Origin of the sequence: Erythrobacter colymbi, from assembly GCF_002155685.1 — a bacterium.
Classification (GTDB): domain Bacteria; phylum Pseudomonadota; class Alphaproteobacteria; order Sphingomonadales; family Sphingomonadaceae; genus Erythrobacter; species Erythrobacter colymbi.
On sequence record NZ_MUYK01000001.1, the window covers coordinates 150,783 to 173,663 of the forward strand.

At 68.9% G+C, this 22,881-nt stretch carries 20 protein-coding genes; 10 read left to right on the plus strand and 10 right to left on the minus strand.

Features of this window, described 5'->3' with window-relative positions; genetic code table 11:
• The first annotated feature begins 42 nt into the window (after window positions 1-42).
• Window positions 43-558, plus strand: a complete 516-nt coding sequence (locus BZF57_RS00745) for a winged helix-turn-helix transcriptional regulator (RefSeq protein ID WP_206073173.1) — start codon at window positions 43-45, stop codon at window positions 556-558.
• A gap of 277 nt (window positions 559-835) precedes the next feature.
• Here the strand turns inward: BZF57_RS00745 and BZF57_RS00750 are convergent, their stop codons facing one another.
• The gene (locus tag BZF57_RS00750; protein ID WP_086733592.1) at window positions 836-1,507 is read right to left on the minus strand and encodes a hypothetical protein; all 672 of its coding nucleotides are present in this window, start codon (window positions 1,505-1,507) and stop codon (window positions 836-838) included.
• Window positions 1,507-2,997 carry a S8 family serine peptidase gene (locus BZF57_RS00755; protein WP_086733594.1) on the minus strand — a complete coding sequence of 497 codons (1,491 nt, stop codon included), beginning with the start codon at window positions 2,995-2,997 and terminating at the stop codon, window positions 1,507-1,509. The genes BZF57_RS00750 and BZF57_RS00755 overlap by 1 nt, the downstream gene beginning before the upstream one ends.
• Window positions 2,998-3,066: 69 nt before the next feature.
• On the opposite strand from BZF57_RS00755, the gene BZF57_RS00760 reads away from it, so the two are divergent.
• Window positions 3,067-3,489, plus strand: a complete 423-nt coding sequence (locus BZF57_RS00760) for a hypothetical protein (protein WP_086733596.1) — start codon at window positions 3,067-3,069, stop codon at window positions 3,487-3,489.
• A 29-nt stretch (window positions 3,490-3,518) separates the two neighbouring features.
• Here the strand turns inward: BZF57_RS00760 and BZF57_RS00765 are convergent, their stop codons facing one another.
• From BZF57_RS00765 to BZF57_RS00780, 4 genes are read right to left on the minus strand one after another with little or no spacing between them, the layout of a single operon-like run.
• Window positions 3,519-4,589, minus strand: coding sequence for a porin (locus BZF57_RS00765; RefSeq protein WP_086733598.1), 1,071 nt, complete (start codon window positions 4,587-4,589; stop codon window positions 3,519-3,521).
• A gap of 52 nt (window positions 4,590-4,641) precedes the next feature.
• Window positions 4,642-5,436, minus strand: a complete 795-nt coding sequence (locus BZF57_RS00770; RefSeq protein ID WP_086733600.1) for an alpha/beta fold hydrolase — start codon at window positions 5,434-5,436, stop codon at window positions 4,642-4,644.
• The gene (locus tag BZF57_RS00775) at window positions 5,436-6,473 is read right to left on the minus strand and encodes a hypothetical protein (RefSeq protein ID WP_143738280.1); all 1,038 of its coding nucleotides are present in this window, start codon (window positions 6,471-6,473) and stop codon (window positions 5,436-5,438) included. The genes BZF57_RS00770 and BZF57_RS00775 overlap by 1 nt, the downstream gene beginning before the upstream one ends.
• Complete coding sequence (locus BZF57_RS00780) at window positions 6,470-7,558, minus strand: DUF1611 domain-containing protein (protein WP_086733604.1); 1,089 nt, start codon at window positions 7,556-7,558, stop codon at window positions 6,470-6,472. The genes BZF57_RS00775 and BZF57_RS00780 overlap by 4 nt, the downstream gene beginning before the upstream one ends.
• A gap of 173 nt (window positions 7,559-7,731) precedes the next feature.
• Here BZF57_RS00780 and BZF57_RS00785 point away from each other — a divergent pair, with 173 nt between their 5' ends.
• Window positions 7,732-8,922 carry an OprO/OprP family phosphate-selective porin gene (locus BZF57_RS00785; RefSeq protein ID WP_162290930.1) on the plus strand — a complete coding sequence of 397 codons (1,191 nt, stop codon included), beginning with the start codon at window positions 7,732-7,734 and terminating at the stop codon, window positions 8,920-8,922.
• Between the two features lie 128 nt (window positions 8,923-9,050).
• Here the strand turns inward: BZF57_RS00785 and BZF57_RS00790 are convergent, their stop codons facing one another.
• A complete protein-coding gene (locus BZF57_RS00790; RefSeq protein WP_086733608.1) occupies window positions 9,051-9,665 on the minus strand; it encodes a TetR/AcrR family transcriptional regulator in 615 nt (204 codons plus the stop codon).
• Window positions 9,666-9,741: 76 nt separating this feature from the next.
• On the opposite strand from BZF57_RS00790, the gene BZF57_RS00795 reads away from it, so the two are divergent.
• Genes BZF57_RS00795 through BZF57_RS00805 form a run of 3 tightly spaced genes read left to right on the plus strand, consistent with a single transcriptional unit; the run spans window position 9,742 to window position 12,290 of the window.
• Window positions 9,742-10,770, plus strand: coding sequence for an SDR family oxidoreductase (locus BZF57_RS00795; protein ID WP_086733610.1), 1,029 nt, complete (start codon window positions 9,742-9,744; stop codon window positions 10,768-10,770).
• 12 nt (window positions 10,771-10,782) lie between these two features.
• Window positions 10,783-11,220, plus strand: coding sequence for an ester cyclase (locus BZF57_RS00800; RefSeq protein ID WP_086733612.1), 438 nt, complete (start codon window positions 10,783-10,785; stop codon window positions 11,218-11,220).
• On the plus strand, window positions 11,217-12,290 hold the full coding sequence (locus BZF57_RS00805) for an SMP-30/gluconolactonase/LRE family protein (protein WP_086733614.1): 1,074 nt from the start codon (window positions 11,217-11,219) through the stop codon (window positions 12,288-12,290). The genes BZF57_RS00800 and BZF57_RS00805 overlap by 4 nt, the downstream gene beginning before the upstream one ends.
• Before the next feature lie 26 nt (window positions 12,291-12,316).
• Here the strand turns inward: BZF57_RS00805 and BZF57_RS00810 are convergent, their stop codons facing one another.
• A complete protein-coding gene (locus BZF57_RS00810; protein ID WP_162290931.1) occupies window positions 12,317-13,726 on the minus strand; it encodes a DUF4118 domain-containing protein in 1,410 nt (469 codons plus the stop codon).
• Between the two features lie 43 nt (window positions 13,727-13,769).
• On the opposite strand from BZF57_RS00810, the gene BZF57_RS00815 reads away from it, so the two are divergent.
• Window positions 13,770-15,683 (plus strand): potassium transporter Kup, encoded by a 1,914-nt coding sequence (locus BZF57_RS00815; RefSeq protein WP_420810141.1) that lies wholly within the window; start codon window positions 13,770-13,772, stop codon window positions 15,681-15,683.
• A gap of 25 nt (window positions 15,684-15,708) precedes the next feature.
• Here BZF57_RS00815 and fghA read toward each other — a convergent pair whose 3' ends face one another.
• A complete protein-coding gene (fghA, locus tag BZF57_RS00820; RefSeq protein WP_086733620.1) occupies window positions 15,709-16,545 on the minus strand; it encodes an S-formylglutathione hydrolase in 837 nt (278 codons plus the stop codon).
• 100 nt (window positions 16,546-16,645) lie between these two features.
• On the opposite strand from fghA, the gene BZF57_RS00825 reads away from it, so the two are divergent.
• The 3 genes from BZF57_RS00825 to BZF57_RS00835 all read left to right on the plus strand — a co-directional run bounded on the left by BZF57_RS00825 (window position 16,646) and on the right by BZF57_RS00835 (window position 22,281).
• Complete coding sequence (locus BZF57_RS00825; RefSeq protein ID WP_086733622.1) at window positions 16,646-18,436, plus strand: tetratricopeptide repeat-containing sulfotransferase family protein; 1,791 nt, start codon at window positions 16,646-16,648, stop codon at window positions 18,434-18,436.
• Between the two features lie 208 nt (window positions 18,437-18,644).
• Entirely contained in the window at window positions 18,645-20,975 is a 2,331-nt protein-coding gene (locus BZF57_RS00830; RefSeq protein ID WP_086733624.1) for a TonB-dependent receptor, read from the plus strand.
• Between the two features lie 4 nt (window positions 20,976-20,979).
• Window positions 20,980-22,281 carry an amino acid permease gene (locus tag BZF57_RS00835; protein WP_276206593.1) on the plus strand — a complete coding sequence of 434 codons (1,302 nt, stop codon included), beginning with the start codon at window positions 20,980-20,982 and terminating at the stop codon, window positions 22,279-22,281.
• On the opposite strand, the gene BZF57_RS00840 is transcribed toward BZF57_RS00835, so the two are convergent.
• Window positions 22,263-22,874: a TetR family transcriptional regulator C-terminal domain-containing protein gene (locus BZF57_RS00840; protein ID WP_086733627.1), complete on the minus strand. Its 612-nt coding sequence runs from the start codon at window positions 22,872-22,874 to the stop codon at window positions 22,263-22,265. The genes BZF57_RS00835 and BZF57_RS00840 overlap by 19 nt on opposite strands.
• Window positions 22,875-22,881: the final 7 nt, after the last annotated feature.

The following is a 22,881-nucleotide window of genomic DNA, read 5'->3' on the forward strand; positions in this document are numbered from 1 at the left end:
CCTGATTTGGAACCTAGCTTGGGATGCGTTATCTGGGTTCGTATGTCAAACTCAGGCTTGCCCGACCCGGTCGTCCGCGCCGCCCCGATCCCGCGCGACCGCTGCGGCATGGCGCTCGCCTGCGAGATGCTCGGCGACCGCTGGACGATGCTGGTGATCCGCGAGGCGTTCTACGGCGTCACGCGGTTCGACGATCTGCGCACCGATCTCGGCGCACCGCGCGGCATCCTGAGCGCGCGGCTGAAGGCGCTTGTCGCGGCGGGCGTGCTCGAGCGGCATCCCTATCGCGAAGGCAAGGCGCGGGTGCGCCACGAATACCGGCTCACCCGGCGCGGGCAGGAGCTCGCCCTGCCGCTGATAGCGCTGATGGAGTGGGGCGACCGGCATTTGCAGGACGCACCTTCGCCCTTGCAGATTTACAGCAAGGCAAGCGGCGCGCCCTTGCGGGTGGCACTGGTGACGCCCGAAGGGCAAGCGGTGCCGCGCGAGGATGTGACCTACGCCGTGGCGGAAGACACCATCATTTCGGCTAAAGCGCCTCTTCCGCGCTTGGCTTGATCAAGCAGGTCATGGTCTGCCTCTCCGCGGCAAGGACAAGTCGCCCTGGCGTGCCGCTAGACCGGTGTCAGATATTGTGGATGAACCTGTCGTTCGACCGGCCTAAGTGGAATGTAAGGTAAGTCCCAAATACGTTCCTCACGGCCGGCTCACCGGCTGCCCAGTCCCCGCTCGACCGAAAGATTATGGGCTGCGCCTTGGATAAGGCCGCACAGCGAACCTTGATCCGCAATCTTTTGGCGCGGGCGCTCCGGCGCCCTCGACTGCGCGCGCGCGGTCAGTCCGGCCGGCGGGGCGCGGATCGTTCCGCCAGTGCCTGACGCGAGAGCGCGCTGAGCCGGGCAGAGCTCGCCGCAGGGCCGGACAGGGCGGCGACCAGCTCGACCTCGCGCTTGCTGCCGCGCAGATAGTTGATCGTGACCCGGCGGACGTAATGGCCAAGCTCGGGCGCATAGTCCCATTCGCGGCGCTCGATCAGGCGCATGGTGGTGGACGAGTAGCGGTCACACACCACCGGAATCGCCTCGAAAATGCCCGCCTTGACGGTGAAGCTGCGCAGCTTGCCGGATTTGCACACCCACAGGGCGACCGAACGCTTGAGCGAAGCCTCGGGGCTGGTGCGCGTTTCGCTCACCACGCGGAAGCGCACCGAGCGCGGGCGGGCCATCGGCCAGAGAGCGTCGGGATTGCCATGCACCTCGCGGCTGCCAGTGCCCCTGCCGCTGCGCCATGACAGCACGGGCACGATGAAATTGCGGCTGCGGGTGTAGGTCGGGCCGGACAGACCGGCCCAGATGACAGTATCCCCGCTACTGCTGATAACGCGTTCGACCCGTCCGTCGGAAAAGACGTAGGCATCGCCGCCCTCGTAATCCGGCAGAGCGATGGGGGCGGGGCCGGAGGGGAGCGCTGTTGCCGCTGCCGCTCCTGCCAGCAACAGGCCCAGCATCAGGGTTGCTCTCCGATCAGCCCCACACCGTAGATCGGATCGCGTCCGCGCGCGCCGAGATCGCGGGCCTCGCCTTCGAGCGCCTGCACCGCGCGGCGCGAGGCGGCGGCATCGGGCGTGCGCAGCCGGGCGGCGAGCCTTGCGGCGACGATCGGCGAGGCAAAGGAGGTGCCGGTGGCATCGCGCAGCGCGCCCTTGTCGTCGATCGCCGCGACCGCGACGCCGCGCGCCGCAAAATCGACGTATCCGCCGCGATTGGCATAGCGGTAGACCCGGTCCTGGGCATCGACCGCGGTTACGCCGACCACGCCGTCATAGGCGCCGGGGAACACCGGCGGCGCTGCGGGGCCATCATTGCCGGCGGCCGCGACGATGATGTGGCCTTGCCCGGCGATCCGCGCGATCGCCTTGGCGACGGCGGGGTTGCGCGGGCCGGACAGGCTGATGTTGATCACCGGCACCTTGCGCGCCGCCAGCCAGTCGAGCGCCTTGATCAGGGCGAAGCTCGATCCGGCCGTCTCGCGCGGGCCGCTGAAGATGTCGGCAACATAGATGCGGGTGGCACGGGCCGGGTTGCCCTTGGTGCCCGACACCAGATAGGCGACCGCCGTGCCGTGCAGCCGGGCTTCGGTCTGCTTGCCGTTGAAGGCCTCCTGCGTCAGCTGGACATGGCTGAAATTGGCAAGGTCGGCGGCGACGCCGGTGTCGATCAGCCCGATCTCGCAGCCGCAGGCCGCTCGCGATGGCGCTGTCTTTGCGCGCGCCTGGCGGGTGCGGGTGGCCGCGCTGTCGAACAGGTGGTTGAGGCCGATGCTGTCCGGATCGCCGAGCGCATCGAGCGCATCACGGGCGGCCTCGCCGGTCAGTTGCGGCGGGCCGCGCAGCAGCAGCAGCGTGCCCTCGACCGAGGCCAGCTGCTCGCGGGCGACGACCTCGAAGCCCTGCCCTTCGAGCAAGGCGAGATCGTCGTCGCTCAGATCGAGCGCAACGAATTCGCCGCGGCGGTAGCGGAAGCCCTCGTCGTCGGTATCGATATGGTCGCGCAGGTCCAGCTCGGCCCGGGTGGCGGCGCTTTCCGCGCCGGGCAGGTCCCAGCGACCGAGATCGTCTCCGCTGTCGTCGCTCCCGTCGTCGTCCTTGCCGTCATCGCTGTTGTCGTCATCGTCGCTGTCGTCGCTGCGGTCTTCGGCGTTGCCCTTGCCGGAATTGTCGACCTTGTCGGCATCATCGTCGTCCGACTTGCCCGATCCCGAATTGTCGTCGTCCGATACGTCGTCGTCGCCGCTGCCATGACCGGAACTTCCGCTTCCGCCGCCATCGTCCGAGCTGCCGGAGCCGGAGTTGTCGTCGGACCCGCCACTGCCATCGTCGGAACCGCCATCGTCGCTGCCGCCGTCGTCGCTGCCCCCGCCGTCGTCCGGATCGCCCGCATCCGCATCGCCGCCAGCTTCAGGATCGGCCCCGGAATCCGCGTCGTCCGGGTCGGTCACATCGCCGTCCGAATCCGGATCGACGGCATCGTCATCGCTGCCGCCGCCGCCAGCCTCGCGCTCGGCGTGATGATCGGCGGGCCGCTGCTGGGCGGGCGTGAAGGCGGGGCGGGCGGCGATCCGGGCGCGCTGCTGCTCGCCAATGCGGAGATCTCGGCCATGCTCGATGCCGCACCCAGCGGCCAGAGGCAGGACCTCGCTGCTCTGGGCGAGGGCGAAGTGGTGCTGACCTTCCGCAACGGCGCGGGCGCCCTGTGTCGCCAGTTCACCATCACCGCGCCCGGCGGCGGCGCCACCAGCGATGCGCTGGCCTGCGCGGCCAAGGGCGGTGACTGGCAGGTCGAGGCCTATGGCCGCCGCGCGGCGCCTGTTGGCGAGATGAAGCTCGCTGGCGGGGATGCGGCGGTGGGCGTGGTGGCTGCGGTCGACGAACAGATCGCAGGCGACCCGCTGATCGGGCCCGAGGAGCTGGCCGAACTCAAGCGGAAATAGGCAGGGCCGGGCGACCCCCGGCCTTGCCTTCAGATGATGAAGGCGATCTCCATCACCGCGGCAACGCCCTTGTTCACGCCGACGAGCAGCTGCTCCTCGCGGAACCGGACGATGTCGGCGCGCAGCTGGATATTGGGGTGGAGCTGGTAGAAGCCGCCCGCGCCGAACAGCCGGTTGTCGCGATCCGAAGCCTTGGTGTAGGCCGCGCTCGCTGCCAGACCCCACTCCGGCGTTACCCAGCCGACCCCGCCGTTGACTTCCCACTGGTCGAACCCGCGATCGAGCCGGTTGGAATCGCCGCGGTCGACATAAGCCCCGCCGATCCGGAACGGCCCCCGCCGCGCCTCGGCCCCGAGGCTCCAGCTGTTGAGGTCGGCGCGGGTGGTGAGCGGATCGGCGTCGCCCGTGGCATAGCCCGCGCTCGCCCCCAGGATCCAGTCGCCCACCGGCTGCTGGTATTGCAGCCCGAATTCGAAGGCGTTGTCGAGCGCGATCCGCTCGCGCGAGTTCACGGCAGCGGAATTGCGGCGCACCTTGGGCGACCATGACACACCGCCGCGCAGGCCTCCCACCGGCGGCGAGAGGTAGATCACCTTGAAGGCATCCTGCGTATCGAGCGCGCGCAGAAGCGCCTGGCTTCCGGCATAGCGCGAGAACTCGCCGCGCACCTGCCCGAGCGCCACCAGCGGCGCGGCAAAGGCGAGCGCGTCGGCCGGGCCATCCTGCAGGCCGACCTCGATCCGGCCATAATCGGTGGCGGCAAAGCCGTAGATCTCGCCCGCCTCGAGCACTTCGGAGGCACGGCGGCGGCTGTTCTGTTCGACGTTGAAGCCGATCAGTACACCGCCGGGCGAGGTCCATTCGGCATTGAGCCGTGCGAAGAGATCGATCTTGGCGTCGGGGGAATCCGTGGCGGCATCGCGGTCCTCGAACACCGCCCCCTGCGCCGCCGCGCCCGCGGTCAGGCGGATGTCGAAACCCTGCCACTGCACCTCGAGCGGCCCGAGCCCCTCGTCGGCCCGCACAGGCGTGCCCCCGATCAGTATCGTCCCTGCCAGCAAGCCGCAGGCAAGCCTGCGCAAGTCCCCAAATTTCGGCATATCCTGCTCTTTTCTTATGGCCCCTCGGGGCAAGGCTAATTGAAATCGTTTGCTACAGCAACGCCTGCGCGGCGATCCTCAGCAGCCCGCCTTCGGTCACGCATTGATGGAAATCATGGCTCATGCCCGGCAGCGTCAGCAGCGTGGGGGCGCTGTCCTTGCCCTGCTCTTGCGCATAGCTGCGCAGCGCGCGGGTGTAGCAGCGTGCGCGGCGCAGGCGGTTGCGGCCCTGGCGCAGGTTGATGATCTCGTCCTGCCGCACCGAGGCGTCGACCCGCGTATCCCGGTTGCCGACGATCACCGTGGTCGGGATGTCGAGGAACTCCGGCCCGACAATGGCTCCGCCCTTCCCGTCGCCAATGCCGTGCGGATAGGCGATGTCGGTGTGCGGCATGCAATACCACCCGGCCGAGACGACGCACAGGCGCCGCACCCGGTGGGGGTGAAACATGGCGAAGCGGTGCGCCATCTGCGCCCCGCCTGAAAAGCCGAACAGCGCAAAGCGATCGGCCGCGATGCCGTACTCGGTGGCAAGGTCGTCCAGCAAGCTGAGGAGAGCGTCATCGGCCCGCACCTGTCCGCTCTTGCGCGCCAGCAATTGCTGATACTGGCCGAAGGCCTCGCGGGTGAACAGCGGGGCAATGATCGTCGTTCCGGCAAAGGCGGGGTCCAGCGCAAAGCGCATCGCGATCTCGGCCGCATTGCGACTGATCCCGTGCACCGCGACAAGGACCGGCTGGCCGGGTCTGACGTTGGCGATGTAGCAATCGGGCATCGCTGCGTGGCTGGCGGGGCGGAAGCGTGGCTGGGAAGCGGGCGCGAGGAGGTCGGGTTTCAGGAAGGGCATCACGACACACGCTCCTGCGTCAAAGGGGTTGATGGCGGCGCAAGCGCGGCGCGGGGCGAGGCGGGGGATTCGAGCTCGCGCACCCGCGCCGTGCGGCTGCCCGCCGGCCGCGAGCGGCGCGAACGTTTGCGGGGCGGGGCGCTGGCGATCAGACCGGCGAGCCGGTCGAGCGCGATCTGCCCTCCGATCCGGGCGTGGAGCGCGCGCACGCTTTCGAGCAGCCGGGCCGCGATGAAGCCGATCACGGTGAGGTGCCCGGCGATCCCGGCATGGCCGCCTCGCCCCCCGGCCTGCCATGCCAGCACGAGCGCCGCAGCAAGCCCGGCCAGCGTCGCGATCGCCTCCATTGCGCCGATCGCGGCGGCACGCGTCACCGCGGCGCGCGCCAGCGTGGCCGAAAGGCTCGCCAGCTTGCGGGTGCCATTGCCCTTGCGCGGCGCGGCGCCCTCGAGATCGGCGCGCACCCGCCGCACCATGAAGCGGTTGAGCCGCCCCCGCTCGCGGCGTTGAGCGACAATCGCGCGGGACAGCGGCAAGGTCAGCAGCAGGATGATCGCCGTGCCGAGCAGCAGCGGGACAAGGCCGATGCGCAGCTGCGGCATCGTCAGGGCGACCCACATGCCGGCCGCGCCTGCCGCCGTCGCGCTGGTCCACAGCCGCACCGAACCCCGCAGGGCGTAATTGCGCAGCGACGCCATGTCGTTGATCAGCCCGGTGAGCCAGCGCGCACCGCCCTCCTCCGGCGTCGCGCCGCGCCAGCGCACCACGGCCGAATAAAGCGCGGCGCGGCAATCGGCGACATAGCCCTGCGCGAAGCTTTCGCCGACCCAGCGCTGGAGCAGCAGCGCGGCGGCTGCGGCTCCGGCGATGCCCGCGCCCGCCGCCAGGGCCGAGGGCGCAGGGGAAGGGATGGAGAGCAGCTGGTCGAGCCTTGCTGCAAACAGCACCACCAGCAGCGCCTCGCCGATGGCCAGCGCCACCAGCACTGCGGCAAGGCTGCGCCGCCGCCCGGCCAGAAGCCTCGGGGCAGACGTCACGCGGCGACCCGCATTCCGGGCGTGCTGAAAGCGATGCGGGCCGCTGCCACCGGATCGCGCAAGCTCGCGAGATCGGCGAGTTCGATCCCCGTTGCCATCGCTGCCTCGCGCGCGGCCAGCGGCGAGGCGGTGACAAGGCCCGAAATCGCCAGCGGCGCGATTCCGCGTTTGCTCAGCCACTCGCAGCCGAACGCCGCGCCCATCGCGTCGGCTGCAGCAAACAGGAAGCCATCGAACCAGCCGCGGGCATGGCCCGTGAGGGCGAGCGCGGCGGTTTCCCTTTGCAGCAGCCCGTCGGCGATCTCGACCACGGCAATATCCATCCCTGCCGCGCCGAGACGGGCGAGCAGCAATTGCGCGACATGGCCCAGGCCCTCGTCGGACACCCCGAAGGTCGAGGCATGGCCGGCATCGGTGAAATCGAGCGCGAGGCCTGCGCCTGCATCGCGCATCGACCACAGGTCCCCGCCCGAGCCGGTGCCGGTGAGCTTGGCCGCGCCGACGCTGAAGCCGGCGCGGCTCAGTCCGTGGATCAAGCCGCTGACGGTGGTGGTCTTGCCGGCATTCATCGAACTGCCGACCACCGCGATCACCCGTGCGGGGCGCGAGGATTGCGTCGGGACGAGAGCGAAGTCGGCCAGATTGACCGCCTTCCCGTCGGCCCGCACCAGCGCGCCGATCACCTCGATCCTGGTGGCGGGCTTGATGCTCGCGTGACGCGAGGTCACCAGCGCTGCGACACCGCCCCCGGCGACCAGATGACAGGGTCCGAGGTTCTCCGGGACATAGGCCTCGAACTGGTCGGGCGCATAGCGATTGCCGTATGCGATGATGATCTCGTCCCCCTCGTAAAGATCGCCGCGGCGCCCGTGAACGTTCTCGAGCCGGCGGTGCTGCCCGAGTCCGGTGACCCGCGCGAGGATGAGGTCGCCAGCCTGCGGACGGCGGCCCGATCGCACCAGCCGCGCTGCCGCTGCCAGATCGACATTGCGCGTGGTGAACGCGCGCTTGGCCGCCGCGAGCCGCCGCTCGAGCCGCTCGCCATAGGCCACCCCGTCGAGCGACTGGAAGTCATGGATGGTCATTGGCTTGTCTCCTCCTGGCTGGACTGGCCTGACGCTAACGGGGGAGGTCGGCGGCTTATTCCGGAGGCGCGGAAAAAAATGTTCGGGCCCTCGCGGAATAAGTGGCGGGGCTGTCCCGTTGGCAGCGGGACGGCCCTTTTCGGGTCCGGCCTTGCAGCAACAGGATGTCCCGCATGACCAAGCACCCGTTCCGCCCCGCCGCGCCGCTTCGCGCCATCGCGCTCGCCGCGGGCCTTGCCGCCCTCAGCGCCGGGAGCGCGGCCTGCGCCGAAGAGGTCGCCGATGCCAGCGCCGACGAGGACGGCCTCACGCTCAAGACCGGCGATGTCGAATTCAACCTCGGCGGCAGGCTCCATCTCGATGCCTCCGTATTCGAGCACGGCCTCACCGACGGCAGCGATGCCGATGTGCGACGCGCGCGGATCGAATTCTCGGCCAAGTTCGGCGATGCAGTGACGGTGCGGGTCGACCGCGAATTCGCGCAGGCCGACGGCTGGCGCAACCTGTGGCTGGCGGTCGAGCCGGTGAAGGGGCTGGAGATCAAGGGCGGCAACATGATCGTGTCCTTCAGCATGGAGGACATGCAGAGCTCGAACGCGATGCCGCTGGCCGAACGCTCGCTCGCCAATTCCTTCTCGCCCGGCTTCGGTCTCGGCGGCAGCGTCCGGTATGCGGGCGGGGGGTTCACCATCGCCGGCGGCTATTTCACCGATGCGCTCGACGACGAGGTCGGCCAGTCGCGGGTGCGCGGCGATGGCTACGTGGTGCGGGCGACCTTCGCCCCGATCCGCGAGCAGGGCAGCTTCCTGCATCTGGGCGCGGCCTATGAACACCGCTCCTTCAACGCCGCCGAGCCGCCGCGCTTCACCGCGATCTCGGCCTCGAGCCTCGCCCCCAGCCTCGCCGCGACCGGCGCCATCGTCGGCGCGCGCGCGCTCGACGCCTATAATGCCGAGTTCGCCTATGCCATGGGGCCGGTGCAGGTGCAGGCGCAATACATCGCCGCCACCATCGACCGGGTTGCGGCGCCGAGCCTCGATTTCAACGGCTGGTATGTCGGCGCAGGCTGGCTCGTTACCGGCGAGCGTTACGGCTATTCGCGCAGCAGCGGCGTGCCGAGCGGGGCACGGATCGACAAGAAGGGCGGCGCGGTCGAACTCAATGCGCGCTACAGCCGGGCTGATCTCGATGATCCGGCACTCGACCGCGGCACCGCCAGCATCCTGACCGCAGGGGCGACATGGTACGTCACCCGCAACATCCGGGTTCTCGCCAACTACGCCCGCACGCGCACGGCCGGCCGTTCGCTGGTGCCCGATGCGAGCGGCAATCTCGGCGTCGTCCGTTTCCAGCTGGCATTCTAGCCCGTGATTGAGGTGGCCGCGCCCTGCGGAGCCTGGCTGGGCAGGCGCTGCTCAGCCACCGTGTCTGAAGGTAATGCACCCGCTTGACCCGAGGGGGCTCTGCCGCTGCCGGCTGCCCTCGCGCGCGTTCAGTCGGTGTGGCGGGGTAGGCCTAGCAGGTCGCGCATCCAGCCGGAGAGGGTCTGCCTCGCATCGGCCTCGCTGATGGCCGGAGCCGTCTGGCTGCGTTCAAGCGCGAGGCCCTGTCGCAAGGCGATGAAGACCGCGGCCTTCCGTTCCGGATGGACGATCGTCACGCCGGCGCTTGCCGCGATGCTTTCGATCACCTTCGCCACCGCCGCATAATGGCGCGCGAAGAGCGCCGCGCGCCGTTCGGCGAAGGCGGGCGAGCGGGTGGCGTGGAGCGCGAACTCGATCGATAGCAGGCACCATTCGAGATCGACCGGATCGCTGGCGTAGCGCGCCGCGATGGCCTCGATCGCATCCTCGGCCGAGGCGTTCTGCGGCACGAAGCCGCTGCTGATCGCGACCTCTTCGCCCATGTGCGCCTCGAGCAGGTCGAGGAAGATCGCCTCCTTGCTCTCGAAGTTCGAATAGAACGCGCCCTTCGAGAAGCCGGCCCGTTCCGCGATCACATCGACCGACGCGCCAGCATAGCCTTCGCGGGTGAAGGCGTCCTTGGCGGCATCGAGCAGGCGTTCGCGGGTCTGCTGGCGGCTTTCGGCTCGGGTCAGTCTGGGCATGGTGTAAGCATACCGCTTGCAATTCGAATACCAAATGGTATTTCAATACTCGATCAAATCCAAACGGAGTCGCGCAATGGATGGCCAGACCTTTTTTGTGACCGGGGCGACCGGCTTGCTGGGCAACAATCTCGTGCGGGCGCTGCTGGCGCGCGGCGCGAATGTGCGGGCCCTGGCGCGCAGCCGGGCTAAGGCCACCGCACAGTTCGCCGATCTCGACACGCCGCGGCTCGCGATCGTCACCGGCGACATGGAGAACGTCTCCGGCTTTGCCCGGCACCTCGACGGTGTGGACGCGCTGTTCCACACCGCCGCCTATTTCCGCGACAGCTACAAGGGTGGCTCGCACTGGCCGATGCTGGAGCGCATCAACGTGATCGGCACGCGCGACCTCATCGCCGCCGCCTATGCCGCCGGGGTGCGGCGGATGGTGCACACCTCCTCGATCGCGCTGATCGACGGGCCGCCGGGCGCGCTGATCGACGAGACCATGCTGCGCGACACCGCCAATGCCGACGATTACTACCGCAGCAAGATCCTGACCGACGGCGCGGTGCTCGATGCGCTGGCACGCTATCCCGATTTCCACGCGGTGATGGTGATGCCGGGCTGGATGTGGGGGCCGGGCGATGCCGGACCGACCTCCGCCGCGCAGACCGCGCTCGATTTCCTCCACCAGCGCCTGCCCGGCGTGCCGCCCGCGACCATGTCCTTCGTCGATGCGCGCGACGTGGCCGAGGCGCAGATCGCCGCGCTGACGCAGGGGCGCCGGGGCGAGCGCTATCTCGCGGCGGGGCGCTGCATGACCCTTGGGGAGTTGTTCGCCGAGCTGGAGCAGGAGACCGGGATCAAGGCCCCGACCCGCGCCCTACCGCTGCCGCTGATGTATGCCGTGGCAGGGATGCAGGAGATGCTCGCGCGGACCACCGGAAAGCCCGCGCTGCTGAGCTGGGCGGCGGTCAAGTCGCTCAAGCGCGAGGCGGGGCGCACCCGCTTCAACCACGCCAAGTCGGAAGCCGAACTGGGCCTCGCCTTCCGTCCCGTCGCCGAGACCGTGCGCGATACGGTCGCATGGCTGCGCGCCCATGCAATGGCCCCGGCCTGAGGGAGTTCAGCCATGACCGACACCGCCACCCACCTGTCCCCCGCCGCCGTGGTCGATGCGATGCACGAGGCCTTCCGCCACGGCGATCTCGACGGCATCGCCATGCACTGGCACGAGAATGTCGACTACCGCGCGCCGGGCGTGGCGCTGACCGGCAAGCCGGCGCGCATCCTGGCCGAGCAAGTGTGGCTCGGCGCCTTCAGCGAGAACGACGTGCGCACCCATGCGCGCCTCGTCGATGGCGAGGCGATCACCGATTTCTGCACCATGAGCGGCGTCCACACCGGCCCGCTGATGCTCCCTGATGGCACCGCGATCCCGCCCAGCGGCGCGCGCATTTCCGGCACCTATGCCGCGCGGTACCAGATCGTGGCGGGCAAGGTGGTCGAGCAGGAGGTGATCTATGACCGCCTCGCCCTGCTCCAGAGCATCGGCGTTTTGCCTGCATGATCCGGCGGATTGCCGGTCTTGCGCTGCTGGGTCTCGGGCTCGGAGCGGCAGGGCTGATCGCCTTAAGCCCGATCGACCCGGTCACATGGCAACCTCCGCCTCCGCTCGCCGACGGGCAGACCTGCGCCACCGCGCCGCGGGTGACCGTGCGGGTGCTGGCGAGTGACCTACCTGGCAAACCCGACGGGCTCGCCTTCGACGGGGCCGGACGCCTGCTGGTGGCGATGGCGAACGGCGAGGTTGCCGCGGTCGATCCCGCCAGCGGCGCATGGACGATCGCGGCGCGCGGCGGGGGCTTCCTCACGGGCCTAGCCGATGGCCTGGATGGCACGATTTACGCGGTCGACGAGCGCACGGGCGCCCTGCTCGCCGCACCGCCGGGCGGGGCCTTCCGCCGCATGCTCGACCGGGTCGGCTCCACGCGCCTGTCGTGGACCAACGACGTCACCGCCATGCCCGACGGCAGCATTGCCTTCACCACTACCGCCACCGGACGCAGCCTCGATGATTTCTATCACGAGGTGCTCGAACATCGCGGGTCAGGGCTGCTGGTCCGCTACGATCCGGCCTCCGGCAAGGCGCGGGTGCTGGCGCGGGGACTGGCCATGACCAACGGCGTGGCCGCGATGCCCGACGGGAACCTGCTGGTCGCCGAAAGCGCGATCTACGCCGTGAGCCTGTTCTCGCCGGAGGGCGAAAGGCTGGCGCAGCTGACCGGCCTTCCCGGCTTTACCGGCAATATCCGCGCGTCCGACCGGGCGGGGCGCTACTGGGTGACGCTGCTCTCGCCGCGCTCCCCGATTGTCGATGGCACCGCGCCTTATTCCGCGGTGCGCCGCCTGCTGGCCTGGCTTCCCGCCGCCATGCGTCCGGGGCCGCAGCCATTGCCTTGCGTGGTCGAGATCACCCGCGAGGCCCGGTCCCTGACGCCGCGCCTGCTCGCCATCGATGGGGCACGGACCGCGTTCAGCACAGCGATCGAGCGGGACGGCAGGCTCTACCTCTCGCCCGCCAGCATCGCGCCGGGCAGCACTGCGGCGATCTATGTCGCCGATATTGCCGGGCGCTGAGGCGGCAGCCCGGGCAAGGCTCCGGGTCACCCGGCATTCGGATCGGCGAGCCTGTATCCCACCGCCGGCTCGTTGACGATCAGCGACGGCGCCACCGGATCGGCCTCCAGCTTCTGGCGCAGCGCGCGGATCGCGACCCGCAGGTAATCGACATGCTCCTCGTGCGCCGGGCCCCACACCGCGCGCAGCAGGTGACGGTGGGTCAGCACGCGGCCGGCGTGGCGGGCCAGCTCTGCCAGCACCGCGAACTCCTTGGGGGTGAGGTGAACCTCCTCGCCCGCGCGGGTCACCTTGTGGCGGAACAGGTCGATGGCGAGGGGGCCGCACATCACCGGCTCCTGATCCTCGCCCGGCCCGAGATCGACGAGGTTGTCGATATATTGTTCGAGCTTTGCCGCCTCGCTACCGATGGCGGTGGCGGCCTCCTTGTCGCCGGGATTGCGGCGCAGGCTGCGCGATCCGGCCTGGATCGCCAGCAGGCGGGGCTTCACATCCTCGCCGATCGAGGCGAGCAGCGCGGCGCGCATCCTGTCGCGTTCGCGCAGCGCAATCGTCGCCGTGGCCTCGGCCTCCAGCCGCGCGCGTTCGAGCGCGAGCGCCGCCTGGTCGAGCAGGTTGGCGAGCAGCTCGCGCTGGCTCTCGGTCACGGGATTGCGACCGTCGACGCGGGCGAGGCCGACGACGGCGTGGATCTTGCCCTGCCCGATCACGGGATGGAACTGCCAGTCGGCCGGCGAGACTTGCTGCGCGCCCCGGCCCGTCACCTTGCCCATCGCCAGCGCGGCGGCGAGCGCGGCGTGATCGTTGGGGGCAAGGGCGGGGTCGGCCGGGCGGGCAGCGAGAATCGCCGCCGGCTCTTCATTGGCCGCGAACACGGCATGGCAATCGAACAGCCGCGCGAGGTCTTCGACCACGACATCGGCCACTGCCGCGCGGTCGGTGCAGGGGATGAGGCGGCGCGCGAGCCCCGCGATGGTCGCATTGCGCGCCGCGCTGGCCGCGGCGAGCTGGGTCTGGGTGCGCATCGCGCTCGCGAGCTGGCTGGTGACCACCGCCACCAGAAACAGCGCCGCAACGGTCAGGAGGTCGGCGGGGCTGCTGATGCGCAGCGTGCGGAAGGGCTCGGTGAAGAAGAAGTTGAAGGTCAGCGTCGCCAGCACCGCCAGCGCGAGCGAGGGCCACAGCCCCGCATAGCGCGCGGTCACCAGCACCGGCGGGAGATAGAGCAGCACCACGGCCGCCGATCCCCAGCCGGGCGCAACCAGCAGACCGGCCAGCGTCGCAGCCAGCGTGAGCAGCAAGCCGAGCGCCAATCCGGCCGCGCGCGAGGCGGGAGTGGGGTCGGCAGGGAGGGGCGGAGGCGATTGGTTTTCCATAACGGTGAAATGCGCCTTGCCGCCCGCCACGTCGAGGCCCGACGTGCCGATCGCCGCCAATCCACATGGAATCTTTATGGCCTGTAGGTCCACATGGGCGGGCATGGAAACGCCCCTCTCCGGCCCGCACAGCGCGGCCTCTTCCGCCCATGCGACCCCGCGCGATCGCCTCCCCGTCCTCATGCTCGGCGCCATCGGCGTGGTCTATGGCGATATCGGCACCTCGCCGCTCTATGCGCTGAAGGAAAGCTTCGTCGGCCCGCATCCGCTGACGGTGGACCGGCTTCACGTCTTCGGGGTGCTGAGCCTGATCTTCTGGTCGCTGATGCTGATCGTGACGGTCAAATATGTCTTCGTCGCGATGCGTGCCGACAACAAGGGCGAGGGCGGTTCCTTCGCCCTGCTGGCGCTGATCTCCCGCCATGTGCAGGGGCCACGCATCGGCGCGGCGCTGGTGGTGCTTGGCGTGCTCGCTGCCTCGCTGTTTTATGGCGATGCGATGCTGACCCCGGCGATCTCGGTGCTCTCGGCGGTCGAGGGGTTGACCATCGTCAACCCGGCGCTGGAGGCGCTGGTGGTGCCGATTGCGGTGGTGATCCTGATCGGCCTGTTCCTGATACAGAGCCGCGGCACGGCGAGGGTCGGCGCGCTGTTCGGTCCGATCGTGCTGGTTTATTTCGCGACCCTCGCGGTGCTCGGCGTCGTCAATATCGCCGCGCGGCCCGAAATCCTGGGGATCCTCAACCCCTACCACGCCGCCGCCTTCTTCGCCTACGACCCGCACCTCGCCTTCCTTGCCATGGGCTCGGTGTTCCTTGCGGTCACGGGGGCCGAGACGCTCTATGCCGACATGGGGCATTTCGGACGCAAGGCGGTCGGCTACAGCTGGCTGGGGATCGTCTACCCCTGCCTGATGATCAACTACATGGGGCAGGGCGCGCTGCTGCTCGGGAACCCTGCCGCGGCCGAGAACCCCTTCTACCTGATGGCCCCCGAATGGGCGCGCCTGCCGCTGGTGCTGATCGCCACGGCCGCGACGATCATCGCCAGTCAGGCGGTGATCTCGGGCGCCTTCTCGGTGACGCATCAGGCGGTGCAGCTCGGTTTCCTGCCGCGCCTGCGCACGCTCCAGACCAGCGCCAAGGCGGCGGGGCAGATCTACATCCCGGCGATCAACTGGGGGCTGCTCGTCATGGTGCTGCTGCTGGTGCTGGGCTTCCGCGAATCCACCCGGCTCGCCTCGGCCTATGGCATCTCGGTCATCGGGACGATGCTGATCACGACGATGATGCTCGCTTTCCTGGTCTTCAAGGTGTGGCGCTGGAACAAGCTGCTGGCGGGCGCGACCATCGGGCTGTTCGCGCTGGTCGACGTGATCTACTTCGCCTCGAACATCGCCAAGATCCCCGACGGCGGCTGGTTCCCGCTGGCGGTCGCGGGTGTGCTCTTCACCCTGCTCACCACCTGGTCCAAGGGCCGCCGGATCATGCGCGTCGCGATGGCCGAGGGCGATCTGACGCTCCCCGCCTTCATCGCCTCGGTCGCCGGATCGGTCCACCGCGTGCGCAACACCGCGGTCTATCTCTCGGCCTCGGCCGAGGGCGTGCCGAGCGCGCTGCTCCACAACCTCAAGCACAACCAGGTGCTCCACGCGCGGGTGCTGATCGTGACCGTCAAGGTGGAGGAGGTGCCGCAGGTCGATCCCGCCTCCCGCGCCGATGTGCATGACGCGGGCGAGGGCTTCTACCGCGTGATCTTGCGCTACGGCTTCATGGAGGATATCGACATTCCGCGCGATCTCGCCGCGCTGGAGACGGCGTGCGGGCCTTTCGACCCGATGGCGACGAGCTACTTCCTCGGCCGCCAGAAGCTTATCCCTTCGCGCGACCACCCCGGCATGTCGCTGTGGCGCGAGGGGCTGTTCGCGTGGATGTCGAAAAGCTCGGAAAGCGCGATGGAGAGCTTCAAACTCCCCACCAACCGCGTGGTCGAACTGGGGAGCCAGTTGCAGATCTGACGGGGGCGCACCGCGCCCTTGCGCTTCAGCCTTTCAGCCGCTCGGCGTGCCAGGCGACGTGTTCGGCCATGAAGGTCGAGATGAAAAAGTAGGAGTGGTCGTAGCCCTCCTGCATCCGGATCGTCGCGGGGATGCCGGCCGCAGCGCAGGCGGCCTCGAGCAGCGGGGTGCGCAGCTGGCTGTCGAGGAAATTGTCGGCGCTGCCCTGATCGACCAGTAGATCGGGCAGGCGCGCGCTGCCTTCGATCAAGGCGACGGCGTCGTATTGCGCCCAAGCCGCGCGATCCTCGTCGAGGTAGCGGCCGAGCGCCTTCTCGCCCCACGGCACCTGCGACGGCGCGCAGATCGGCGCGAAGGCGCTGACCGAGCGGAACCGGCCGGGGTTGCGCAGCGCGATGGTGAGCGCGCCGTGGCCGCCCATCGAATGGCCGGTGATCCCCTGCCGCGCCATATCGGCGGGGAAGGCTTCGGCGATCAGTGCGGGCAGTTCCTGCTCGATATAGGCGCGCATCCGGTAATGCTGCGCCCAAGGCTCCTGCGTGGCATCCACATAGAAGCCCGCGCCCTTGCCGAAGTCGTATTCCTCCGCCGCGTCGGGCACGTCGTCGCCGCGCGGGGAGGTGTCGGGGGCGACGAGAATCACGCGCTGCGCGGCGCAAGCGGCGCGGTATTCGCCCTTTTCCATCACGTTGGCATGGGTGCAGGTCAGCCCCGAGAGATACCACAGCACCGGCAGCCGCTCGCCGGGCGCGTGGTCGGGGACGAACACCGCGAAGGTCATGTCGGTGCCGGTCGCGCTGGAGGCGTGGCGGTAGACGCCTTGGGTCCCGCCATGGCTGCGGGTTTCGGACAGGGTTTCCATCGCTGCGGTCTCCGTTCGGGTAGGAGGGGCGGGGTAGTGGCTGGTGACGGCGAGGGCAAGGCCACTACCCACCCGCGCAGCCACATGTTAGGCCGCGCCCATGAGCAAGAGCGAGGCAAGGCCGGTGCCGCCCATCGTCGAGCTGGCACGGCGCGATCCGGCGGCCGCTGCCGGGCAGTTGCGGATCGTCACCGCGCGCGAGCCGCTCAATGCCGGGGCGCACCGGATGCTCGGCCGCCTGCTGCGCCAGCTCGGGCAGGACGAGGAGGCTGCGCGCGCCGAGATGGCGGCGATCCGCGCCACCGCGCATGATCCCGAGATGGTCGCCATTGCCGGGTCGTTGATGGCCAATGATCTGCCCGAGACCGAAGCCCGCCTGCGCCAGCGCCTGTCGCGCCAGCCGACCGATGTCGCCGCGATCCGGATGATGGCGGAACTCGCCGGACGTCTAGCGCGATACCGGGATTCGGAGAACCTGCTGCGCCGCGCGATCGAACTTGCCCCCGCTTTCACCGCCGCGCGGGCCAATCTCGCGATCGTGCTCTACAAGCAGAACCGCTTTGCCGAAGCGGGCGAGGTGCTGGAACAGGTGCTGGCGCAGGATCCGGCCAATGTCGGCAGCCGCAACCTGCTGGCCGCCACGCTCGGGCGGATCGGCGATTATGACGAGGCGCTGGCGATCTATGGCGAGCTGGTCCAGACCTTCCCCGAACACGCCAAGCTCTGGATGAGCTACAGCCACCTGCTCAAGACCGTCGGCCGGACGGAGGAGAGCATCGCGGCCTATCGCCGCGCGTTGGCGGTCGAGCCGCATCTGGGCGAGGTGTGGTGGAGCCTTGCGAACCTCAAGACGGTCGAGTTCTCCGACGCGGACATTGCGGCGATGGAGGCGGCGCTGGGGCAGGATATCGCGAACGAGGACGCCTTCCACCTCCACTTCGCGCTCGGCAAGGCGTGGGGCGACCGCAAGTCGCCGGGCGACAGCTTCCGCCACTACGCCGCGGGCAACGATCTGCGCAGCCGCGAGCTCGCCTATGATCCGGACACGACCACGCGGCAGGTCGACCGCATGATCGAAGTCTTCACGCCCGAGTTCGTCGCCACGCGAGCGGGCACGGGCGATCCGGCGCCCGATCCGGTCTTCATCCTCGGCCTCCCGCGCGCGGGCTCGACCCTGCTCGAGCAGATCCTCGCCAGCCATTCCGCGGTCGAGGGCACGATGGAGCTGCCCGACATTCCCGCCATCGCCATGCGCGAGGCCAAGGCCGCGGCGGGCGGCGATGCGCGCGACTGGCCGGGCGCGGTCGCGGCGATGCCGCCGGAGCGCTTCGCCGAACTTGGCGCCGAGTTCCTCGAGCGCACCCGCGTCCAGCGCAAGACCGGCAAGCCCTTCTACATCGACAAGCTGCCCAACAACTGGAGCTATGTCGGCCTCATCCACCTGATCCTGCCGAACGCGAAGATCATCGACGCGCGCCGCCATCCGCTCGACTGCTGCTTTTCCAACTTCCGCCAGCACTTCGCCAAGGGGCAGGCGTTCACCTATTCGCTCGACCATATCGGCCGCTATTACGCCGATTACGTGCGGGCGATGGACCATTACGACCGCGTGCTCCCGGGGCGCATCCACCGTGTGATCCACGAGCGCGTGCTCGACGATCCGGAGAGCGAAGTGCGCGCGATGCTCGCCTATCTCGGGCTTCCCTTCGAGGAGGCCTGCATGGAATTCCACCGCAACACCCGCGCGGTGCGGACCGCCTCGTCAGAGCAGGTCCGCCGCCCGATCAACCGCGACGGTGCGGGCCAGTGGGAGCCTTTCGACCAGTGGCTCGGCCCCCTGCGCGCGGCGCTGGGCGACCTCGTAGAGGCCTATGCCGACCGGCCGGCCTGACCGCCGATCCGATGTGACAAATTTGCCATAGCGGGTAAGCAAAGTACGCCATCAGGACTTTGAAGATAAGCAACAGCTTGGCAAGCGGCCCCGGCTGTGGCGGTTTGTTGCGGGGGACTGGCACATCGCCAATTGGGAGGCAGATTTGACGTTCAGGAATTGCAACGGGGTGCGGGCCATCACCGCTACCCTTCTCGCAGGCACCGCCATGGCGGTGGCAGCCCCGGCCATGGCGCAGGACGAAGTCGCCGACGAGAATGACAATGTCATCATCGTCACCGCGCAGAAGCGCTCGCAGAACCTTCAGGACGTGCCGATCGCGATCACCGCGCTAGGCACGGAGGCGCTCGAGCAGCTGCAGGTCAACGAGCTACGCGATGTCGCCAAGTTCCTGCCCTCGGTGACGATCCAGACCTCGGGCCCGGGCTTCAGCCAGGTCTATTTCCGCGGCGTCGCCAGCGGCGAGAACGCCAACCACTCGGCCTCGCTGCCCACGGTCGGCATCTATCTCGATGAAATGCCGATCACGACCATCCAGGGCGCGCTCGACATCCATGCCTATGACCTTGCGCGGGTCGAGGCGCTGGCCGGCCCGCAGGGCACGCTCTACGGGGCGAGCTCGATGGCGGGCACGATCAAGATGGTCACCAATGCGCCCGACTATTCGGGCAGCTACGGCGCGGCCGATTTCGAGCTCAACAGCGTCAACCGCGGCGATTTCGGCGGGATCGCGCAGGGCTTCTACAATGCCAAGCTGTCCGACCGCGCCGCGCTGCGCGTGGTGGCGTGGTATCGCCGCGACGGCGGCTATATCGACAACATCCCGGGCAGCCGCACCTATCCCAGCTCGGGCATCACTCAGAACAATGCCGAGTTCGTCGAGGACAACTACAACGACGTCGACACCTATGGTGCGCGCGTCGCGCTGGGGATCGAGCTCAATGACAGCTGGACCCTGCGTCCGACCATCATGGGTCAGGTCCAGAACGCCGACGGCAGCTTCGCGCAGGAGCGCAGCACCGCCGTCACCCGCTCGCTCCAGACGGTGCAGTACAATGCCGAATTCTCGAAGGACAAGTGGCTCCAGGCCGCGCTGACCATCGAGGGCAAGATCGGCAGCTGGGACCTTGTCGCCACCGGCGGCCAGCTGTGGCGCACCACCGACACCGCCTCCGACTATTCGGACTACGCCTATTTCTACGACGCGCTGGCGGGCTACGGCACCTATTTCTACGACAACGACGGCGACCTGGTGAACCCCAACCAGTACATCCAGGGCAACGATCGCTACCGCCGCTCCTTCGGTGAAATCCGCATTGCGAGCCCCCAGGAAGCGCCGCTGCGCTTCATCGGCGGTGTCTTCGCGCAGCGCCAGTACCACCGGATCACGCAGAACTACATCATCGACGACATCGCCGATGCGATCACGGTCACCGGCACGGAAAGCAACATCTGGCTCACCCGCCAGGAGCGTGTCGACCGCGACTATGCCGCTTTCGGCGAGCTCAGCTTCGACGTTACCGACCAGCTGACCCTGACCGGCGGCGCGCGGCTCTACAACTACAAGAACTCGCTGGTCGGCTTCTTCGGCTTCAGTGACGGCTATTCCAGCCGCACCGGCGAGGCGGCGTGTTTCGGCCCGGCCAAGGTGGCAGGTTCGCCCTGCACCAACCTCGACAAGGTCACCTCGGATACCGACGCGATCTACAAGCTCAACGCGACCTACAAGATCACGCCGGATGTGCTGGTCTATGCCACCTGGTCGCAGGGCTTCCGCCCGGGCGGCATCAACCGGCGCGGCACCTTGCCGCCCTACCTGCCCGACACGCTCGACAACTACGAGTTCGGCTGGAAGACGAGCTTCGGCGATGTCACCTTCAACGGTGCGGTGTTCCAGGAGGACTGGAACGACATCCAGCTGTCCTTCCTCGGCGCGAACGGGCTGACCGAAATCCGCAACGCCGGGATCGCGCGCATCCGGGGGATCGAATCCGATTTCACCTACCGCGCCGACGGGCTCACCCTGATGCTCTCGGGCAGCTACAACGATGCGACGATCCGGCGCGATTTCTGCCGGATTGCGAACCCGACCTTCGATTGCACCTTCGATCCGGGCGACGGGCGCGAGAACGCGCTGCTCGCACGGGCAGGCACGCAGCTGCCGGTCACCGCGAAGTTCAAGGGCAATGCGATCGCGCGCTACGAATTCCCGCTCGGCGGGTGGGATGCGCACGCGCAGGGCGCGCTGTCCTATATCGGCCGGCGGCGCAGCGACCTTCGCGATCAGGAGAACGGCATCAAGGGCTTCTTCGATCCCTATGCGACGGTCGATCTCAGCTTCGGGGTGAAGAAGGACAACCTGCGTTTCGAGCTGTTCGCCACCAACCTGCTCGACTCGCGCGGGGTGATCAACAGCGGGGTCCAGTGCGTCGAGACCGTCTGCGGCGACCCTGACGGGATCAGCAACACCGGCGGGGCGTTCTACGACGTCGTCACCCGGCCGCGCGTGATCGGACTGAAGGCCGGCTTCGATTTCTGAGGCCGTGACCGCGACATCGCAAACAACGGAAAGGCCGGGCCACAAGCTCGGCCTTTTCGCTGCCATCGCCCTTGTCATGGGCAACATGATCGGTTCGGGCGTGTTCCTGCTCCCGGCGAGCCTTGCGCCGTTCGGCTGGAACGCCGTGCTCGGTTGGATCGTCACCACCGCCGGAACGCTGGTGCTGGCCTGGGTGCTCGCCGCGCTCACCCGCGCGCGGCCCGGGGCGAGCGATCCGGCGGGCTTCGTCGCCGAGGCCTTCGGCGAGCTGGCCGCCTTTCTTGTGGGCTGGGTCTACTGGGTCTCGGTGTGGACCGCGGTCGTCTCCATCGCGGTGGCGGCGGTGAGCTACCTCTCGTCCTTCGTCCCCGCCATCTCGGCCACGCCGATGCTGCCGGCGCTGTGCGCCATCGCGCTGGTCTGGGCGATGACGCTCCTGAACCTGCGCGGGGTGCGGGCTGCGGGCCATTTCCAGATCGCGACGCTGCTGCTGAAGCTCGTGCCGCTGGTGGCGGTGATCCTCATCGCCGCCGTGGTGCTCGGCAACGGCACGGGCGAGATCCGGCCCTTTGTCATGAGCGAGCTCAACGGTACGGACCTGCGCGGCGCGGCGGCCTTGACGCTGTTCGCGCTGCTCGGCTTCGAATGCGCGAGCATCGCCGCCGCGCGGGTCGAGAACCCCGCGGTCAATGTCCCGCGCGCGACGATGTGGGGCACGGGGCTGACGGGCGTGCTCTACCTGCTGGTGTGCTCGGCCATCGCGCTGATGCTGCCCGAGGCGGTCGCCGCGACCTCGCCAGCGCCCTTCGCCACCTTTGTCGAGCGCTACTGGAGCGGCGGGACGGCGGCGCTGGTCTCGGTCTTCGCGATCGTCAGCTGCGTCGGCGCGATCAATGGCTGGGTGCTGCTCCAGGGCGAGTTGCCCCGCGCCATGGCCGAGCGCGGGATGCTGCCGCGCTGGTTCGCCGCGACCGACCGCCACGGCACCCCGCGCCGCGCGCTGCTGGTCTCGAGCGTGATCGCCACGGTCTGCCTGCTGTTCAACGCCAGTAGGAACATGCAGGGCATCTACGAATTCGTGCTGCTGCTCTCGACCAGCGCGGCCTTGTGGCTCTACCTCGCCTGCGCGCTGGCGGCGTGGCAGATGAAGGTGGCGCGCGGGGCAGCGCTGGTGGGCGCGGGCTATGCGCTGTGGACCTTGTGGGGCGCGGGGATCGAGGCGAGCGGCTGGAGCCTCGTGCTGATGGCGGCGGGCGTGCCGCTTTACTGGTGGGCGAAGCGCGGCACTCAGCCAGCCGCCGCCTGAGGGGCCAGCGCATCGAGCCACTGCGCGGCGAGCGCTTCGGCTTCCTCGGCACTGAACGGCGCCTGCCCGAGCGAGAGTTCGAGCCACAGCCCGTCGATCAGAGCCGTCAGCGCCACCGCCACCACGCGAACATCGGCAAGGTCGGGGCGGTAGGCGCGAAGCAACCCTTCCAACCCTTGGCGGAAGCTTCCGTAAACCTCCACCCTCACCGATGCGACCGCGGGGTCGCTTAGGGTCAGGCTCCAGAAGGCGACATAGCTGGCGAGGAGGTCAGGCGTGGCGATGGGGGCACGAAAATTGGCCGCGAGATAGGCGATCAGCCGCGCGCGCGAGTCCGGGCCAGCCGCCGCCACCGCCTGCTCCAATGCCCGGTCGATCTCCGTCCCCGTCCAGCGATAGGTTGCGGCAATCGCCTCAGAAACGCTCGCGAAATAATGACGAAGCAGCCCCGCCGAGACCCCCGCCTCGGCGCAGATCGTGCGCACCGAGACGCCCGCTGCACCCTTGGCCGCGAGCACGCGCGCAGTCGCCTCGATCAGGCTCTGGCGGCGCGCATCGGGATCGGCGCGGGTAAAGGCGGGTTGTGCGCTCATGCGGTGC

What these genes read in the sequence shown, in the direction of transcription:
- BZF57_RS00745 (WP_206073173.1), top strand. Translation starts at nt 43, where the DNA reads ATGTCAAACTCAGGCTTGCCCGACCCGGTCGTCCGCGCCGCCCCGATC.
- BZF57_RS00750 (WP_086733592.1), bottom strand. Translation starts at nt 1,507, where the DNA reads ATGCTGGGCCTGTTGCTGGCAGGAGCGGCAGCGGCAACAGCGCTCCCC.
- BZF57_RS00760 (WP_086733596.1), top strand. Translation starts at nt 3,067, where the DNA reads ATGATCGGCGGGCCGCTGCTGGGCGGGCGTGAAGGCGGGGCGGGCGGC.
- BZF57_RS00765 (WP_086733598.1), bottom strand. Translation starts at nt 4,589, where the DNA reads ATGCCGAAATTTGGGGACTTGCGCAGGCTTGCCTGCGGCTTGCTGGCA.
- BZF57_RS00770 (WP_086733600.1), bottom strand. Translation starts at nt 5,436, where the DNA reads ATGCCCTTCCTGAAACCCGACCTCCTCGCGCCCGCTTCCCAGCCACGC.
- BZF57_RS00780 (WP_086733604.1), bottom strand. Translation starts at nt 7,558, where the DNA reads ATGACCATCCATGACTTCCAGTCGCTCGACGGGGTGGCCTATGGCGAG.
- BZF57_RS00785 (WP_162290930.1), top strand. Translation starts at nt 7,732, where the DNA reads ATGACCAAGCACCCGTTCCGCCCCGCCGCGCCGCTTCGCGCCATCGCG.
- BZF57_RS00790 (WP_086733608.1), bottom strand. Translation starts at nt 9,665, where the DNA reads ATGCCCAGACTGACCCGAGCCGAAAGCCGCCAGCAGACCCGCGAACGC.
- BZF57_RS00795 (WP_086733610.1), top strand. Translation starts at nt 9,742, where the DNA reads ATGGATGGCCAGACCTTTTTTGTGACCGGGGCGACCGGCTTGCTGGGC.
- BZF57_RS00800 (WP_086733612.1), top strand. Translation starts at nt 10,783, where the DNA reads ATGACCGACACCGCCACCCACCTGTCCCCCGCCGCCGTGGTCGATGCG.
- BZF57_RS00805 (WP_086733614.1), top strand. Translation starts at nt 11,217, where the DNA reads ATGATCCGGCGGATTGCCGGTCTTGCGCTGCTGGGTCTCGGGCTCGGA.
- BZF57_RS00815 (WP_420810141.1), top strand. Translation starts at nt 13,770, where the DNA reads ATGGAAACGCCCCTCTCCGGCCCGCACAGCGCGGCCTCTTCCGCCCAT.
- fghA (WP_086733620.1), bottom strand. Translation starts at nt 16,545, where the DNA reads ATGGAAACCCTGTCCGAAACCCGCAGCCATGGCGGGACCCAAGGCGTC.
- BZF57_RS00825 (WP_086733622.1), top strand. Translation starts at nt 16,646, where the DNA reads ATGAGCAAGAGCGAGGCAAGGCCGGTGCCGCCCATCGTCGAGCTGGCA.
- BZF57_RS00830 (WP_086733624.1), top strand. Translation starts at nt 18,645, where the DNA reads ATGGCGGTGGCAGCCCCGGCCATGGCGCAGGACGAAGTCGCCGACGAG.
- BZF57_RS00840 (WP_086733627.1), bottom strand. Translation starts at nt 22,874, where the DNA reads ATGAGCGCACAACCCGCCTTTACCCGCGCCGATCCCGATGCGCGCCGC.